Origin of the sequence: Streptomyces sp. BHT-5-2 (assembly GCF_019774615.1) — a bacterium.
GTDB lineage: Bacteria > Actinomycetota > Actinomycetes > Streptomycetales > Streptomycetaceae > Streptomyces.
In genome coordinates this window covers 3,576,764-3,592,862 of sequence record NZ_CP081496.1, presented here as the reverse complement: position 1 = coordinate 3,592,862, position 16,099 = coordinate 3,576,764, and the positions used below count along the sequence as shown (strand labels likewise).

The following is a 16,099-nucleotide window of genomic DNA, read 5'->3' as shown; positions in this document are numbered from 1 at the left end:
AGGCCGGGCAGGACGCGAGCGCCGTCCTGCCCGGCCACGTTCATCCACCGGTGCCTACGGTCCTATGGCACCTATGGCGCGTGCCTCCACCGCCGCGGCCGGCTCCGTGTCCGCCGGCGCCCGGTGATCGAAAGCGATCAAGGGGTCACCGGTCAGGGGGTGGTCGACCACGGCCGCCCGCACACCGAACACTTCGGCCAACAGGGCGGGAGTGAGGACGTCGCGCGGCGGGCCGGAGGCGACCACCGCTCCGGCATGCAGGACATGCAGCCGGTCGCACACGGCGGCGGCCGCGTTGAGGTCGTGCAGCGACACCAGCGTCGTACGACGCTGGGCGCGCAGCAGGGCGAGCAGTTCGACCTGGTGGCGGATGTCGAGGTGGTTGGTCGGCTCGTCCAGCACCAGGACGTCCGGATCCTGAGCGAACGCGCGGGCCAGCAGAACGCGTTGGCGCTCGCCGCCGGACAAGGCAGTGAATCGGCGCCCGGCCGCCGCCGCCATCCCGACGTCGGCAAGAGCCCGGGCGACGATGTCCCGGTCGGAGGCGTCATCACCCGCGAAGGCCCGCTTGTACGGCGTGCGCCCCATCGCGACCACCTCGCGGACGGCCAGCTCGAAGTCGCTGCCCCGTTCCTGCGGCAGCGCGGCGACATGCCGCGCCGACTGCACCGCGGACAGCTCGCGCAGGTCGGTGCCCGCCAACAGAACCCGGCCCGCGGTGGGCTTCAGGTGCCGGTAGACGGTGCGCAGAAGCGTGGACTTGCCGCTTCCGTTCGGCCCGACCAGGCCCGTGATCTCGCCCTCGGCAGCCACCAGATGGGCTCCCGCCACGACCGTACGGCCGGCGTAGGCGACATGCAGGTCTTCGATCTCGATTCTCAACTGCCGCTCCACAGACGCCGGTCCAGCAGATACAACAGGGCCGGAGCACCAATGAGCGAGGTGACCACGCCGACCGGCAACTCCTGTGCGTCCATCGCCGTACGGCAGACGATGTCGACCACCACCAGGAGCAGCGCACCGAACAGCGCCGACAGCGGCAGCAGACGGCGGTGGTCGCCGCCCACGACCAGGCGGCAGGCATGCGGCACCATCAGACCGACGAAGGCGATCGCACCGGACACCGCCACCAGGACGCCGGTCACCACACTGGTCACCGCGAACAGCTCCCGGCGCAGCCGGGTGACATTGACGCCGAGCCCGGCCGCCGTCTCGTCGCCCATCAGCAGGGCGTTCAGCGCCCGGGCGCGTGCCTGAAGCCACAGCAGGCCCGCCGGAACCACCACCGCGGGTACCGCCAACAGCGGCCAACTGGCGCCACTCAGACTGCCCATGAGCCAGAACAGCACACTGCGCGTCTGCTGCTCGTCCCCGGCCTGCAACACCAGATAGCTGGTGAAGCCCGACAGGAACTGGCCGATCGCCACCCCGGCCAGCACCAGCCGCAGCGGCGCGAAACCCCCGCCCCGCCGGGCGATGACCCACACCAGGGCGAATGTGGCCAGCGCGCCGGCGAAGGCCGCGCCGGACAGCCCCAGGCCCAGCACCCCGCCCGCGCCGAGACCGAGGACGATGGCGGCGACCGCACCGAGCGACGCACCGTTGCAGATGCCCAGCATGTACGGGTCGGCCAGCGGGTTGCGCACCAACGCCTGCACCGCCGTACCGACGACACCGAGCCCGGCACCCACGAGCGCGGCCAGCAACGCCCGCGGAACCCGCAGCTGCCACACGATCAGATCGTCCGTACCCGGCCGCGGGCCCTCACCGGCCAGCCGCCGCCCCACCACGCTCCACACCTCGCCGGGCGGGATGGACGTCGAACCCCAGGCCACCGCGGCCGTCAACGCGACAAGCAGCGCCACGCCGAGAGCCAGCGCCAGCGGTCCGGCGGGCAGACTGCGCGCGCCCCGGCTCCCGTCGTCCCGGCCCGCGCCCGTGGCCTTGCGGCGTGACGCGAAGAGCGTCGAGATCACGACTGGCCGACCTTGCCCGGGTAGAGGGTCTTGGCGATCGCCGCGACCGTGTCGGCATTCTCGACACCGGCGATGGTGGTCTGCTCGGAGCCGATGCGCAGGAAACGGCCCTCCTTGACCGCCTTCAGGCCCTTGGTCGCCGGATTGGTCTCCAGCCACTGCTGCGCCTCGTCGAACGCCTTCTCGTTCGCCGCCTCGCTGCCCCGGTTGCGCACCCCGAGCTGGATCCAGTCGGGGTTCTTGGCGATCACGTCCTCCCAACCGACCTGCTTGCGGTCGCCGTCGCAGTCGGCGAAGGCGTTGCGGGCTCCAGCCAGGGCGATCACCGCGTTGGCGACCTGACGGTTGCAGATGACGGTCGGCTGCTTGGTACCGGCCTCGTAGTCGAAGAAGAAGTACGTCGGCCGCCTGCCCTGCGGCGTACCGCCGACCGCCTTCTGCACAGCGTCCACCTTCGCCTTCATCCCCGCGACGAGTTCCTTCGCCCTGGCACTCGTGCCGGTGACCGCGCCGAGCGAGGTGATGTCCGCCTCGACCGCCGACAGGTCCGTCACCGGACTCTTGCGCTGCGCCGCGCAGGCGGTGGACTTCAGGTAGATGTGCTTGATCCCGGCGGCCTTGAATTCCTCCTCGGTCGGCACATCGCCCATCCCCCCTCCACCCATCCCGCCCATGGCCGCGAACGTGTCGATGTACAGGTCGGCACCGGAGCCGAGGAGCTTCTCCTTCGGGATCACGCCCTTGCCGAGCACGTCGACCTTCTGCGCCTGCGCGTCCAGCGCGCCGGGCAACGCCCCCTTGCCCGGCGGGAAACCGGTGCCGATCACCTTGTCGCCGGCCCCGAGACGGAGCAGCAGCTCCAGGCTGGAGGCGTTGCTGGTGACGATCTTCTTCGGAGCCTCGGGGAAGGTGGTCTTGGCCCCCGTGCAGTCGGTGACGGACACCGGGTAGTCACCAGAGGCGGCCTGCCCGGCCTTCCCGCCGCCCCCGTCCGACCCGTCCTTCACTCCACTCCCGCAACCTGCCGCCAGCAGCCCGCCGAGTACGACGGCCGCCGTACCGCCCCACACACGAGAACGCATCAAAACCCTCCAAGATCTACTCGGCGGCGGACGAACCTCCGCCACCTGCTCCAGTAGTCGGAGCGCACCCCTGTGGAGTTCCCGTCCCTGGCCACGCCGGGTCAGGAAACCCGCTCTCGGCGCTCGTGCAGAGCGGTTGCCTTTCCATAGCCAGGCTCGCGGTGCTCGGCAGCCGTCGTGACCGTCCCCGGCGGACGCGGCACCAGCCGCGCCCGCCCCTCAAGCGCCACGGTGGCGCAAATGCGCAGATCAGCGCCGTGGACACGATCAGCCATGTCTAGTGGATCCCGCCAGGGACTCGAATCTCCGACCAGGATGAACCCACCCACAATTCGGCGCTGAGCGATTGTCCGGTATCAGGTGCCGTCTTTGCGGGGTTGCGGTACGGCGATGACGGGGCACTCCCTGGCTGACTGAGCCGAGCAGCATGCCGGTGAAGCCGCCGTGCCCGCGGGTTCCCACCACCAGGCACATGGCGTGGGCTGCCGCCTTGGCGAGCTCTTCCACCGGGTGACCGAGGATGACCTCGTGGTGCAGTTCCACCTCGGGGTAGGTCGCGGTACGCCCGGCCACGGTCTCGGACAGGAGGATGCGGCATGCGCCTTCGGCGGCCTGCTCATCCCGGTCACGGAACCGCTCCGGTCTTCGCACGTAAAGGGCGCGCAACCGGGCGCCGTGCAGTGCGGCCTGCTGGAAGGCGACGTCGACGGCGGCCGCCGAGTGCGCGCTGCCGTCGACCCCGACGACGACATACGGCCGTTCCTGGGTGACGTGTTCCGGTTCGGGTACCACGACGACCGGGCACGGGGCGTGCGCCATCACAGGCAGTGCGACGGAGGACGGGCTGAAGACTTCCTTCACCCGGCCCAGGTGACGGGAACCCAGTACCACCTCGGCGGCTTCGCGGGCTTGTTCCCGCAGGACCCACGCCGGCCTGCCCTCGGCCAGTAGAGCCGAGAGCCGCACCTGTGGTTGCCGGTCCTCCACGAACGCCACCGCGCCTTGGAGCACGTGCTCGCCGGCTTGGTGCAGGGACTGGTTCCACTCCTCCCATGACGGCCGTACCGCCGTCTTCCGGTAGCCGCCGGTGGGTACGCCCTCGGCGTGGACCAGGCACAGTGGCATCCGGCGTCGGGCCGCCTGGTCCGCTGCCCAGGCCAGAGCCGTTTGCTGGGAAGGATCCGGATCCACGCCGACCACGATCGACCGGCGAACTTCCACTGAGCGGTGTGCATCGTGAAGTTGCAGGTCACGGGTCTGGTGTGCGGGGGTTTCAACGTGCTCGCGCTGGTCGGCGGCTGGTGTCCACGGTGGGGATCATCTGGCTGGGCGGCTGGCGGGGGTTCTCGGGTTTCGCTGCGCCTGCCGTGGGGGTCCGCCTACGATCCGTCGCGGTGCGGATGCGCCGTCAGGTCGCGGGGAGGGCGCTGGGAGTCGGAGCTCGAGCGGATCACGGCTCGCCGGAGCGAGCTGGACACCCTCGCCGAAGAGTTGGGTAAGCAGCTTCAGGAGGTCCAGGCGGAGCGGGAGGAGCTGGTGACCGCCGAGCGGGTCCTGCAGCGGCCGGCTGAGCAGGATCTGGCCCAGGCGGAAGCCGCCGTAGCGCACGTTCCGGTGAAGGCGCGGGTAGCGGGGCGTGCGGTGCTGCTGATCCCGCACCGCAGCGAGAGCCCGGACGAGACCGCGCTGCCCAGTGACTACCGCCGGATCCTGTCGATCGTGCGAGCCGCCGCAGGCCCGGTGCAGGTGAGGGCAGTGGGTGAGGAGCTGGGTCTGGAGGTGGAGGTGCGCGGGAAGCTGGAGCCACTGCGGGCGAAGCTGGTCAAGCTCGCGGACCGCGGCTGGCTGCACAAACGCCCTGACGGGAAGTTCACCGCACGCCCGTAGCCGAGTTGGCGGGATGCGCCGCGATGGCGTAACTGTAGGGTCCTCGGCGGCAGTTGAGTTTAGGTGAAGAAAAACAACCCTCACGCCAAGGGCACCGACGGTCTTGTCTACACCGCCGCCTGCCGCTGTCGAGTGCAACCCTGAACTATCTCGCCGACCTGATACGCGGCCACCTGAAGAAGATCGGCTCCAGGTGGCGGGCCCTGCCCGCCGGGAAGATCGCCGGCATCGTGCTGGCCGTGCTGCGCTGTGACCAGCGGCCCGGCGACCTGGCCGGCGGGAACGGGGTGCACCGCACCACCGTGACCCGGTGGGTGCGGGAGGTCAGCCTCGCCGGCGTTGCGGACAGTGCCGCGCAGGAATTGCGAAGCGGCCTGATGGCGCACCCCAGGACCCTCCCGACGCGCTTTGGGTACGACGAGGCCGGGTCCCGGCTCTTCGAAGAGATCATGCGCCTACCCGAGTACTACCTCCCGGAGGCGGAAACGGCACTGTTCCACCGCTACGGGCAGGAGATCATCCGCCACGCCGGGTCCACCGAGCTCGTGGACCTGGGGGCGGGGAACGCACGCAAAGCCACACTGCTGCTGGAGGCCTGGCGCACGAACAACGACTCACGGCATACACCGGCGTCGACGTGTGCGCCCAGCCGTTGCGGGAGGCCGCCCGCCGTATCAAGCAGCGCTGGCCGGACGCCGAAGTGACCACGGTACACAGCGACTTCGACCACGGCTTGTCCTGGCTCCGCGGCCGGACGGAGTACCGACTGCTGGCCTTGCTGGGCAGTACGTACGGAAACCTGTCTCAAGTGGAACGCCGACGTTTCCTCGACGGTGTACGGCGCTGCTGTGGCCCTACCGACCGTCTGCTGCTGTGCATCGACCAGCCGCAGCGGCTTGTTGGTGCCCTCCACGCAGCCCAGCGCCGACAGGCGGAAACCGAACCAGCCGCTGAACGACACACCACTGCGCTGGTCGGCGATCCACTCCTTGAGCGACGTGTAGGTGGTCGGGTCGCCGCCGGACCGGTCTCCGATGATGCTGCCTTCCATTCCCTGCGCGTTGAATTCCACGGCCTTGGGCACACCGGTCAGATGGAGTGTGTAGTCGGTGACGCTGGTGCGCGGCTTGGCACCGGAGCCACGCCGGAGGAAGGTGGCCTCCGCTTTGTTGTGGCCACCTCGGTCCACGTAGAAGCGCACGGTGAGGTCGAAGAGGTCCGCCATGAGAGGGGCCGTCGCCCTGTTGCCCGTCAGCAGCTCGCGGCGGAACGTGCCCTTTACGTCCCGTGCTAGGCATCCATGCGATTGCCGATCTGCTCGCCGCCCTGCTCCGGGCGCCCCGTGGCGGATTCTGGTTCGAAGAGCCAGCTCCCGCTGTTGAGGGCAAAGGACTTCGTGTCAGTCGACACGGGGGCCCCGGCGTCCTTCCGGTCGTCCGGCACGTAGCTGTAGTAGCACTGTCCCATGTTGCCCAGCAGCAGGCCCTTCAGGTCCCAATACTTCGTCGGCGGCTCCTCCACCATCCAGGTCGCTTTCTCGTCGAAGGAGGAAAGAGCATTGTTGGGGCTCGGGCTCCACTGCTCCACCGAAGCCCCGGCATTGTCGCCCGGGACGCGGAGGTATCGGCCGCTGTAGACGTTCCTCAGTGAACAGGTGCGCACATCTTCGTACAGGGAATCGGCACTCCGCCACCGGTCCGGGTGGAACTTTCCGTTGCCCCGCCCCTGACGGTCCAGAGCTGCCGCTCTCGTTGCCAGTGCGCTGCCGCCGGCTCCTGTAGTTCGACTGCCGAGCCGTCGTCGCCGTTGCGCACGCCCAGGTACAGGCCACTCGCCTCGTTCTTGAGGAGGTACGTACCTTCAGTCACCTTCGTCACGAAATTTCCTCCATAGCGTTGCGGCCAGTGGCGGAGCAGCCTAGTTCCACCACCGAAGGGGTGAAAGCCTATCTTTCGGACCTGTTGGGGCGTGTGTGGCGACGTGGTACGGCAACTCGTAGACCCTGCGATTCCGCGGGATCGTTCCGGGCGATACGTGAGGCCGTCCTGACCCGCCGCACAAGCGTGCTGGGACACCGCTGAGCCGGACACGAGGGTCTCCTTCCCCGCCTCCCTCGGCTTGCGGCAACCCCACCGCCGTCACCGACCTTCACAACGGCGATCGCGTCCTCGGCCTCGGCTCCGGCGGCGGCATCGACGTCCTCCACCATCGAAGCCATCCCCCTGCCCGCGAAAACGATTGACGTCGTCATCTCCAACTGCGTGATCAACCTGTCCACCGATGAGTCCGCGGTCTTCGCCGAAGTCTGCCGCGCCTTCGTCCCCGGCGGCCGCATCGGCATCTCCGACGTCGTCGCTGACGACAACCTCACCCCTTATGGCCACGCTGGTCCACCTCATATGGTCCGCTCCGACCGCCCGTGCCCGCGTCGTCATCGCCCGCGCGCCTGCTCCTGATTGCAGTCCGGGCAGAGGCCGGCGAGTTCGACGGTGTGCCGGACGTTCGCGAAGCCGGAGGTGCGGGCGATCTTCTCGGCCCAGGTCTCGACGGGCTCCGAGTCGACCGGCCGGCTGAGGCCGCATGCGGTGCAGATCAGGTAGTGGCGGTGGTCGGGGCCGGGGCGGTAGCGGAAGAGGCGTTCGCCGTTGCTGTCGCGGACGATGTCGGCGCGGCCGGCTTCGGCGAAGGCGGTCAGGGTGCGGTAGACCGTGGACAGGCCGACCGGCGTTCCGTCGCCGGTCAGCCGGTTGTGCAGGGCCTGGGCGCCGACGAAGCCCTCCACCGCCATGAGGGCCTCCAGCACGATGGCGCGCTGCTGGGTGAGGCGGGGCACCGGACAGTGGTCGAGATGGAGGGCCGCCTCGGTACCGGTAGCCTCCCTGAGCCGGCGAAACCGGCTGGCCATATAGGCGGGGCCCGAGAACGCGGCCGTACGCACAGACATCTGCACGATCACCATCGAGCTGGTGCGCTCCGCTGCCAGCAGGAGGGCCCACATCGTGACGTCGTCAACGACGTTGAACGCAGGAATGGCACGCCCATCCGCGCAGGCGGCACCGAGGAGTTCCGCAAGGGTCCCCACGTGCTGCCTCGCACCTTGTCCTCTCTACCTCGCCGCACGGGGCCTGCACAGCCGCACCCACTGATAGTGAAGGCGGCGCATCTCGGCCAGGGGCACCTGATCGTGACCGGCGTTGTTCAGCCATTCGCGCGGATCGGCTGCAGGAGCGGGTGGCACGCCACCCGCGGTAGCTGTCACCGCTTGGGTCCGACGGCAGCCGGTCATCCACGCCCTTTCATAGCACCTGCCTGGATGACCCGGTGGCAGTACGACACCCCAGATCCACGCCAACGCAAGGGAGTTCGCCATGGCTGCGGACCATGCTGGGATGAGCCCTCAGGCTTCCTGCCGCCTCCTGCTGTTCTGCTGATAGGTGAGCTATCCGCTGACCAACAGTTCAACGTCGAGCGCCCACTGCGGCGCGGCAGCGGCCCGTTCATCGTCGATACCAACTTTCTGCAGACGGCGGATCAGATCCGCTTTACGTTCCAGGAACTGCCAGGCGCGATCGTGGACATGGGCGCGAGCAGCCTGGACAGCCTCCTCCACCGGACAACCGCGTTGCCGCGCGAGTAGCAGCACAGTTGCGGCGTTCCGCCGGCTGAATCGCAGTGGGCACGGCCCCTCCGTCGGTTGTGACCCCTTGTCCCCTGAACCGGTGTCACTGAATCCTGCGACGTGCGTACGGCCTTCTCCCGCATGAGAATCCATGGCACCGCGAGGGGAAGCTCACCGATGGCAACGGCAGAGGCTCCTGATGCGGGACCTCGACGAGCCCAACGACCGGATCAAGCTCCCGGGAGACGATGTGCCCCTGGCGCGAGCGGAACGCTTAGCTGTGATGGCGCTTCTGGACGTGTCCGATTCGAAGGGTTGCTCGGGGTACGTTCAGCCACCTCTGCCAGCATTACCTCACCCGCAAGCGTCGTGCCGTTCATCGGTGCTGCAGCGCGAAATCCCGAGCTCGTGGCTGCCCGCACCGTGGTGCTCGTACTGGTGGTCCACGTCTTCTTGGACACCCTGTCCTTCCCATCGGCACTGCTGCGTTGCCAGTTCCGCAATCCGGTGGCCACGGTGCCGTGGGCGAGGATGGTTCTTGTCTTTCTTGGCCTCTCGGTCATCCCGTTCGAGGACTCACGGTTCCTGTCGCAGCTCTTCCCGCCCGGATGATTCCTCGGCTTCCCCGAGGAACCGGCACCAATTCTTCACCCGGTAGCGGACGACGCCGAGAAACGCCGGCGGAAAGGGAAGTAGTGAGCAAGGAAGAGAAGAGGCTCCTCCTGGTGGAGCCGGAGGCCCACGTTCTCGCGATAGCAACGGCGGCCGGGTTGGACACGTGGTCGGTCACCGGTCTCGCGGACGGCCGGCTGGACGAGGAACAGCTTTACCGACGACGGGTGCGCGCCGACTTCCAGGATGCGGACAGGCTGTTCACCAAACTGGTGAAGACTGCCGTCACCCATGAGATCCCCCATATCCTGTACTTCGGCGATGAAGAGGCGATCCGCCTTGCCGTCGAGCGCGCCCTCCTGGAACTGTCGCCGACGCGTGCGGAGCCGCTGCGCAGGCTCCGTGGTCCTGAGTTCATGCGGCGCATCCTCAATCAGGCCGGAGTGTCCGTCGTGAGGGCCAAGTCGGTCCCGAACGTGGCGGCCGTCCGTACCTTGGCCGAGGAGTTCACTGCGCCCGTGGTCGTCAAGGCCGGGATCGAACCGCGAACCACCGTCCTGCGCGATGGGGATGACCTCGACGCCTGGGCGGCCGATGCTCCTGCCGGGCCGTATGTCGTCGAGGAATTCCTGACCGGGCCACGGATCAGCGTGGACACGCTTACGCGGGAGGGCATGCATCAGGTGACCGGCATGACCGTCAGGGCGGACTCGGGCGCCGGTCTGCTGTATCCGGCGCCGCTGTCCGAGGCGGACAGAACGGCGATCCGGACGGCCGTACGAGCCCTCCTGGACTTGGCAGGCCTGCAGTACGGGCCTGCTCACACGGAGGTGGTCGTCACCGAGCGCGGTCCTCGGATCGCTGCATCGGCGGCGCGGCCGGCGCCGAGCGCGATCCGGCGCCTGATGCACGCGGCCACCGGATGGCCTCCGGAGGAGGACGTTCTGTCCGCACTGACCGGCTCATCGCCACGGTGCCCGGCTCCGGCCTCCTTCGCTGCCCTCACCCGCCTGTCGGTCCCCTGCACCGGCCCGCATCTGGCGGCGGCCTTGGACGACATCTGCGGCTTGAGCCACGTCCATGACGCTCGCGTCGCAGCAGCCAGTGACGGCACTTCCGAGCATGTCGAGGTCATTGTCCGAGGCGGTTCGCCGCGGGCGGCCCAAGAGCGGCTTACCGACGTGCGGCGCAGGTGGGCGACGAATCCACACGTGAGCGGGAACGCGGTCGGCGGGAGGTGGTAACGAGACGGGACCGGGACGGGAAGGGCCGCGACGAGCATGGGTGACGACCCAGCGGCAGCCCCAGTCACCAAGGAGGAAACATGCGTAGGAAGCTGGCCGGGCTCATCGGCATCTTCTCGGCGGCGGTCTTGGTTCTCGGCCTCGACGCGATGGCCGGGCCGTTGGCGGATGGCGCACAGCGCACTCATCGTATCGTCGCTGACGACCAGCAACCGGGGTGGGCCACACCGTGAAACGGTCACCGAGAAGGAGTGAGGGTCAGCCCAAGGAGTCGAGCAGCACAGTCGCCGCCGCACGATATTCGGCCGACGAGGCGGAGTCACCGAGTGCCTTCGCCGCGTCGGCCATTCCGCTCAGGGCCCTCGCCTCTTCCGCACGGTACTGGATCGCGGCGGCGAGTTCATGGGCATGGGTGTGCAGGGAGAGGGCCCTGTCGTGCTCGTTCCTGCACCGGCACAGTCCACCGACGAGGTTCTCGACCTTCGCCTGCCGCGTCGGACTGCCACTCGCCTTCGCGAGTTCGAGCGCTTGGTCGGCGAAGCAGGACGCCTCCGACCGCCGGCCCAGGTATTCGGCCACGTCGGCGGAGAGTGCCAGGGCCAGAGCAACGTCCCCCGGGGCACTCGACGCTTCGCACAGCCCACGGGCCTGGGCGAGACAGGCGTCGGCCTTCTCATATGCTCCAAGGCCAACGTGAGCGAAAGCCAGGTCGGTCAGCGCCATCACACGGTTGTTGCGGTCGTCGAAGGTCTGGTGGAGCTCCAGGGCCTGACGTGCTGCATCGGCTGCCTCCTCGTACCTGCCCCACTGCGCATACAGCGTGCTGAGGTTGGTGAGGGTCTGAGCCTCAGCCCTCGGCACCCTCAACTCCCGCTCCAGTGCGATCGCGTGCTCCAGATGCGGCAGAGCTTCGGCATGGCGTCCGAGCACGGTCAGCAAGAGCCCGATCGTGGACTCACTGTGCGCCTCGGTGTGCCGATCACGGAAACCCACCGCGATGTCACGCCCTTCGGTGGCCACCGCGAGCCCCTCGTCGAGAAGGCCCAGTTTCCAGCACGCCACGCCAAGGTTGGACAGGCTTATGCCGAGCAGCGCCAGATCCCCAGCCCGGCGTGCGGCATCGACTGCGATCTGCCCGAGGTCCCTGAACTCCTTGAACTGCCCGCGGGCGTTGAGCCAGAAGACGACGTTGCGTGTGAGACATGCCGTGTGACGGTCGAGACCGCTGCGGTGGGCGAGCGAGACGGCAGCGGTCAAGCTGTCGTGTTCGCGGTCGAACCAGCGGGTGCAGGCTGCCGTATCGGTGAGGGGCGGTAGTTCACCGAGGTAGTCGGGTATGCCGGTGGCGCGGTTTTCGCGGCCGGCGAAGAGCATGGCGCACGCCGTCTCTGTAGCGGTCACGTAGTAGTCCAGAAGACGGCGGACGGCTGCGGTGTCCTCTTGCTCGGTGGCGGGGTGGCGACGGCTCTGGGCGAAAGTGCGCACTAGGTCGTGGAGCCTGTACAAACCGATGGCGGGCTGCTGGAGAAGATGTACGTCCAGCAGCCGCTCCAGTACGTCCTCGGCGTCCCGTACATCCGAGCCGAGCACGGCGGCCGCCGTGTACATGTCCATGTCAGGGCCCGGGTGCAGGCCCAGCACACGGAAGGCGGTGCGGTGTTCCTCGTCCATGGCCTGGCACGAGAGGTGCAGGGTAGCCGCGACGCTGCGTTCACCGGCACTCAGCTCTTCCAGCCGCTGGGTCTCGTCTCGCAACCGGTCCACCAGGTATTCCACTGTCCATCGTGGGCGGTTGCGCAGCCTGGCAGTCACGATGCGCAATGCGAGGGGCAGGCGGCCGCACAACTGGACCAGTTCTGCGGTTGCCTCTGGCTCAGCGGCCACGCACGCCGCACCGAGTACTTCCTTGATCAGCAACAGGCTGTCTTCACGGGACATCGGGCCGATTGAGAGCCAATCGGCTCCGTCGAGGTCGACCAGCCTCGCTCGGCTCGTGACGAGGACCAGGCACCCCGGCGAGGCGGGCAGCAGGGGCAGGACTTGGCCGATGTCCCTGGCGTTGTCGAGCAGAAGCAGCAACCGGCGGCCGGCCAGGCTGAAGCGCCACAGTGCGGTGCGGCCCTCAATGTCGTCGGGTATGCGGTCCCCGGGGGTACCGACTGCTCTGAGCAGCACGCCGAGGGCGGTCATGGGGGGCACCGGTGACTCGTCGGGCGTGAAGCCGCGCAGGTCAAGGTGGAGCTGGCCGTCGGGGAATTCGCCCGCCACTTGGTAGGCCGCCCGTACGGCGAGGGAAGTCTTTCCGCTGCCTCCCATTCCGTCGATGGCCACGATCCGGCTGGTCCGCTCGCCGCGCTCCTTGCCGGCGGTGATGCGGGCGAGAAGTGCGTCGAGTTCCTTCCGGCGGCCGGTGAAATCAACAAGGTCGGATGGAAGAGTGCACGGGACCACTGCTTTGTCCGCCTGGGGCGCGGGGGGCTCTTCGGGTGGCTCTTGAGCCTGCGTCGGGTGAGCCGGGGGCAGTGGTTCCGCAGGCGCCAGCTCCGGGGCTTCCCGCAAGATCGCCTCGTACAGTCCGCTCAGCTGCGGTCCGGGGTCGATTCCGAGTTCCTCCTGTAGGAGTTTCCGGACCCTGTGGAACTCTTCGAGGGCCTCGGCCTGGCGCCCGGTACGGTATAGCGCGAGCATCAGCTGTCCGCGGAGGGTCTCGCGCGTGGGGTGGCGTGTGACGAGGTCGCGCAGGTTGACCACCAACTGGGCCGAATCACCGAGGCCGAGGCGGATGTCGAAGAAGCGCTCGGCCGCTGCCAGTCGGCGCTCGTCGAGCATGGTAGAGGCGGCCTCGATCAGCGCAGTTCCCCTGCCTTCCAGAACCGGGCCGCGCCACAGCCGAAGTGCCCGGCGCAGTTCCTCGGCCGCGTGCGCGGGGTTGTTCGCAGCGGTTGCTCCGCCGGCCTCCGTCAGGTGGGTTCCGAACTCGATCAGGTCCAGTTCATGGTCGCCCGGCATCGCCCGGTAGCCGGGGCCGTCGGTGACGATGAGGCGACTGCCGTCCGGGATGCGTCGACGCAGGTCGGCGACGGCCTTGCGGGTCTGGTGCGTGGCGGTCGCGGGTGGATCCTCGTCCCATGCGGCCTGCACCAACCTGGATACGGGCACTGTCCTGCCCGGTTCGAGCAGCAGAGTCGTGAGTATGCGTTCCTGGATCACTCCCCCCAGACGTAGCCGGGTGCTTCCATGCCAGCCCTCCAGCGCTCCGAGGATGTTGAACCGTAGGGCTCCGTTCTTCCCGGACACGGATACCTGCCCCCCCTGTTGGTCACCAGACTCTGATCTGGGCCTTGTCACCCGATCATAAGAGGTTGGCCTCGTGACAACACAGATAATACAGAGGCGAATTCGGAGCCCTTGGTTCCGATGGTTTATGGCCTAGTTGACATTCTCCCGAGGCTCCTCCAGTGTGCAGTTCCGGAACGATTCGGCTTCACTCTCCGTAAAGGCCCTGCAATGGGAACCATTTCCCCCAAGGGCGCTTCTACGGCCTCCCCTCATGAGGGACTGAGACTGAGGGCAATGCGGGTGAGTTCGGCCTTGTTTCCGACGCTGAGCTTCGAGCGCACCCTCTTGACATATGTGTCGACGGTGTGCTGGCTGATCCCGATGCGTCGTGAGACCTGGCCGTGGGTCATTCCGGCAGCAATGAAGCGCAGCACCTCTTGTTCGCGCGGAGACAGTGCATCCACCGAGCGGTCAGCCTGCGACGGGTGGACGGCGTGCAGTTCGGATACCCGCCGCAGCACTTCATCGGGCGTCACCTCGGCACTCACGACGACGGTGCTCGCGTCTCGCCCGTCGGCTTGTGACCACTCTTCCACTGCAGGGACCATCGGCCCGTCTTCGACGAACAGCACATCGACCTCCTCTCCCGGTTCAGGGAGAGCGGAGGCCGACACGAACACGATCTCGGCGGAGGATCGCGTGGTCAGCAGGTGCGTGAGGCCCATGAGAACCCACGGCCGGCTATCACAGATGGCAGCTCGCATACGGGCAGCGTCTGCTCGGACCTTCCCGATCCGATACCGGTGCAGTCCCGGTTCCCGCTCGGCAACACCCCGGCGATACTTGCGCATCCGCTTGACTATCGACGGCGGCGGGATGTCTACTGTTGGCCGTACAGCCTAGGCCCAGAGGGGAGTGGGATTGCGTGCTGTCGCGGACGCCGTTCCTGGAGAGATGTTTCAGGTAGCGTGAGTTCCTCCCATTCGGAAGAGTTGCTGCAACAGTTCTGGAACAGAGCACGCCTTTCCGTAGCGGAGGAAACTCGGTTCTCTGATACATGCCTTATGAGTTGAAGGCATGCGGCCGGTATTCTTCGGCGACCACGATTCACGTGAACAGACAGCTCGAACAGGCTGCGAGCCACGGGCTGAAAAGACTGACAGCATCTCTACCGCCACCTTGCGAGTTCCAGAGGATGTCACGAGAACTGCATGACGGCGTCGAGGAGCTCGTCGAACGTCCTCCCCATATCTCTGTGGTCGTACGGACGAACAGGTGCGGGGAGCAGGGAGTCGCCGTCGCCCAGCTCGATCAGCTTGACGACCTCCGTCAGCGGGAGCTCCTGATGGTGGAGCCCGATAAGAAGCGCCTACCTCAGCTGTGTCACGAGGTCGGCAAGGTTTCCGCCTCCCCAAGCAAGGACCGCGGCACGACGGCGTCCCAGCGGCCTCACCAGCCGCCGGTGATTCGCGTGCACAGCGCGGTGACTGGACGCCACGTAGCGCCCCCGGCTGCCGACCACAACGCCCCTGGCGTGGCCTTCCGGTGTGCAGACAAGCGATGTTGGTCAGTGGCAGTCAGTTGGATCAGTAGTAGTGGCGCATGATCTCGGTGGTCCAGGTGGGCTGGGTGACGGTTTCCCGGGGGCCGAACTCGGTCATGTAGGGCTTGATGTCGAGGACGGGGGTGCCGTCGATGGCGTCCAGGCCCTGGACGTGGAGGTCGAGTCCGTCGACGTCGAGCAGGCGGCAGCGGGAGACGCCGAGGCGGTTGGGGCGGTTCTTGCCGCGCTGGGCGAAGATGCCGGCCAGGGGCCAGTCGGTGTTGCCGCGCGGGTGACGGGCCCCGGTCTCGATCCGGTCCACGGGGACGCGGTGGAAGTGGTAGACGACCTCCAGGTGGGAGAAGGCGTCCAGGCCCGCCACCGCGTCGGGACCGAACCGGTCGGCATCCAGACGGATGACGGCCCGTTCCCCACCCCAGTCGTCGTCCCGGACCTCGCCCCGCCCACCGACCACCCGACCCACCGGATGACACACCACCTCGGCAGGGGCGCTGTCACCGCTCCACATGCCACCACGGACCAGCAACTCACCCGGCACAGCCCGGCGTACGGTCAGATAGATCTCCTCGCGCGACACACCCAACAACGTCCCCAACTCGTCGCGCAGCAGCGCCAGCAGCCGCTCCACGGTCTCGCGCGGATAGGTCGTCTTGCACGTGATAAAGCCGATGGGGGCACACGCGCCACCGGCGGCACGCTCCCAGTCCGGGCGGTGTGCCGCGTCGGCGTCGAGCCGCTGCCAGGTCACCCAGCAGTGCTCCGCCGGGATCCGCAGCAGTGTGGTGACCGCCTTGGCGAGCTGAGCGAGAGCGGGTCGGCCGGGGCTCGGGGCGGGG

General features: G+C 68.0%; 14 protein-coding genes and 3 pseudogenes. 8 read left to right on the top strand and 9 right to left on the bottom strand.

The window, feature by feature from the left end; genetic code table 11:
* Positions 1-54: 54 nt before the first annotated feature.
* The 4 genes from K2224_RS15915 to K2224_RS15900 form a co-directional block, all read right to left on the bottom strand.
* Positions 55-882: an ABC transporter ATP-binding protein gene (locus K2224_RS15915; protein WP_221907169.1), complete on the bottom strand. Its 828-nt coding sequence runs from the start codon at positions 880-882 to the stop codon at positions 55-57.
* Positions 879-1,976 (bottom strand): FecCD family ABC transporter permease, encoded by a 1,098-nt coding sequence (locus K2224_RS15910; RefSeq protein WP_398200236.1) that lies wholly within the window; start codon positions 1,974-1,976, stop codon positions 879-881. The genes K2224_RS15915 and K2224_RS15910 overlap by 4 nt, the downstream gene beginning before the upstream one ends.
* Complete coding sequence (locus K2224_RS15905; RefSeq protein WP_221907168.1) at positions 1,973-3,058, bottom strand: ABC transporter substrate-binding protein; 1,086 nt, start codon at positions 3,056-3,058, stop codon at positions 1,973-1,975. Before K2224_RS15905 ends, K2224_RS15910 begins: the two co-directional genes overlap by 4 nt.
* Positions 3,059-3,325: 267 nt before the next feature.
* Positions 3,326-4,279 carry a universal stress protein gene (locus tag K2224_RS15900; protein ID WP_260692677.1) on the bottom strand — a complete coding sequence of 318 codons (954 nt, stop codon included), beginning with the start codon at positions 4,277-4,279 and terminating at the stop codon, positions 3,326-3,328.
* Between the two features lie 270 nt (positions 4,280-4,549).
* Between K2224_RS15900 and K2224_RS15895 the strand changes: the two genes are divergently transcribed.
* From K2224_RS15895 to K2224_RS41635, 3 genes and pseudogenes are all read left to right on the top strand, one after another.
* Entirely contained in the window at positions 4,550-4,945 is a 396-nt protein-coding gene (locus K2224_RS15895) for a hypothetical protein (protein ID WP_313904775.1), read from the top strand.
* A gap of 63 nt (positions 4,946-5,008) precedes the next feature.
* Positions 5,009-5,271, top strand: a pseudogene (locus tag K2224_RS41640) (IS5/IS1182 family transposase); the annotation flags it as partial.
* Between the two features lie 51 nt (positions 5,272-5,322).
* A pseudogene (locus tag K2224_RS41635) lies at positions 5,323-6,239 on the top strand (L-histidine N(alpha)-methyltransferase).
* On the opposite strand, the gene K2224_RS15885 reads toward K2224_RS41635, so the two are convergent.
* The gene (locus K2224_RS15885; RefSeq protein ID WP_221907166.1) at positions 6,236-6,532 is read right to left on the bottom strand and encodes a hypothetical protein; all 297 of its coding nucleotides are present in this window, start codon (positions 6,530-6,532) and stop codon (positions 6,236-6,238) included. The pseudogene K2224_RS41635 and the gene K2224_RS15885 sit on opposite strands and share 4 nt — an antisense overlap.
* A gap of 532 nt (positions 6,533-7,064) precedes the next feature.
* Between K2224_RS15885 and K2224_RS15880 the strand changes: the two are divergent.
* A pseudogene (locus K2224_RS15880) lies at positions 7,065-7,320 on the top strand (methyltransferase domain-containing protein); the annotation flags it as partial.
* 56 nt (positions 7,321-7,376) lie between these two features.
* Here K2224_RS15880 and K2224_RS15875 read toward each other — a convergent pair.
* Positions 7,377-8,027: a transcriptional repressor gene (locus tag K2224_RS15875; RefSeq protein WP_221907165.1), complete on the bottom strand. Its 651-nt coding sequence runs from the start codon at positions 8,025-8,027 to the stop codon at positions 7,377-7,379.
* Between the two features lie 231 nt (positions 8,028-8,258).
* Here K2224_RS15875 and K2224_RS15870 point away from each other — a divergent pair, with 231 nt between their 5' ends.
* The 4 genes from K2224_RS15870 (at position 8,259) to K2224_RS15855 (ending at position 10,653) form a co-directional block, all read left to right on the top strand.
* Positions 8,259-8,582 (top strand): hypothetical protein, encoded by a 324-nt coding sequence (locus tag K2224_RS15870; RefSeq protein WP_221907164.1) that lies wholly within the window; start codon positions 8,259-8,261, stop codon positions 8,580-8,582.
* 351 nt (positions 8,583-8,933) lie between these two features.
* Positions 8,934-9,176 (top strand): hypothetical protein, encoded by a 243-nt coding sequence (locus K2224_RS15865; protein ID WP_221907163.1) that lies wholly within the window; start codon positions 8,934-8,936, stop codon positions 9,174-9,176.
* A gap of 83 nt (positions 9,177-9,259) precedes the next feature.
* Positions 9,260-10,420, top strand: coding sequence for an acetyl-CoA carboxylase biotin carboxylase subunit family protein (locus tag K2224_RS15860; protein WP_221907162.1), 1,161 nt, complete (start codon positions 9,260-9,262; stop codon positions 10,418-10,420).
* An 80-nt stretch (positions 10,421-10,500) separates the two neighbouring features.
* Complete coding sequence (locus K2224_RS15855) at positions 10,501-10,653, top strand: hypothetical protein (protein WP_221907161.1); 153 nt, start codon at positions 10,501-10,503, stop codon at positions 10,651-10,653.
* Positions 10,654-10,678: 25 nt separating this feature from the next.
* On the opposite strand, the gene K2224_RS15850 is transcribed toward K2224_RS15855, so the two are convergent.
* The 3 genes from K2224_RS15850 to K2224_RS15840 form a co-directional block, all read right to left on the bottom strand.
* The gene (locus tag K2224_RS15850; RefSeq protein WP_260692676.1) at positions 10,679-13,717 is read right to left on the bottom strand and encodes a BTAD domain-containing putative transcriptional regulator; all 3,039 of its coding nucleotides are present in this window, start codon (positions 13,715-13,717) and stop codon (positions 10,679-10,681) included.
* Positions 13,718-13,968: 251 nt separating this feature from the next.
* The gene (locus tag K2224_RS15845; RefSeq protein WP_260692675.1) at positions 13,969-14,463 is read right to left on the bottom strand and encodes a response regulator transcription factor; all 495 of its coding nucleotides are present in this window, start codon (positions 14,461-14,463) and stop codon (positions 13,969-13,971) included.
* Between the two features lie 822 nt (positions 14,464-15,285).
* On the bottom strand, positions 15,286-15,771 hold the full coding sequence (locus tag K2224_RS15840; protein WP_221909728.1) for an SAM-dependent methyltransferase: 486 nt from the start codon (positions 15,769-15,771) through the stop codon (positions 15,286-15,288).
* Positions 15,772-16,099: the final 328 nt, after the last annotated feature.

What these genes read in the sequence shown, in the direction of transcription:
- K2224_RS15840 (WP_221909728.1), bottom strand. Translation starts at nt 15,771, where the DNA reads ATGTGGAGCGGTGACAGCGCCCCTGCCGAGGTGGTGTGTCATCCGGTG.
- K2224_RS15905 (WP_221907168.1), bottom strand. Translation starts at nt 3,058, where the DNA reads ATGCGTTCTCGTGTGTGGGGCGGTACGGCGGCCGTCGTACTCGGCGGG.
- K2224_RS15855 (WP_221907161.1), top strand. Translation starts at nt 10,501, where the DNA reads ATGCGTAGGAAGCTGGCCGGGCTCATCGGCATCTTCTCGGCGGCGGTC.
- K2224_RS15845 (WP_260692675.1), bottom strand. Translation starts at nt 14,463, where the DNA reads ATGCGAGCTGCCATCTGTGATAGCCGGCCGTGGGTTCTCATGGGCCTC.
- K2224_RS15870 (WP_221907164.1), top strand. Translation starts at nt 8,259, where the DNA reads ATGACCCGGTGGCAGTACGACACCCCAGATCCACGCCAACGCAAGGGA.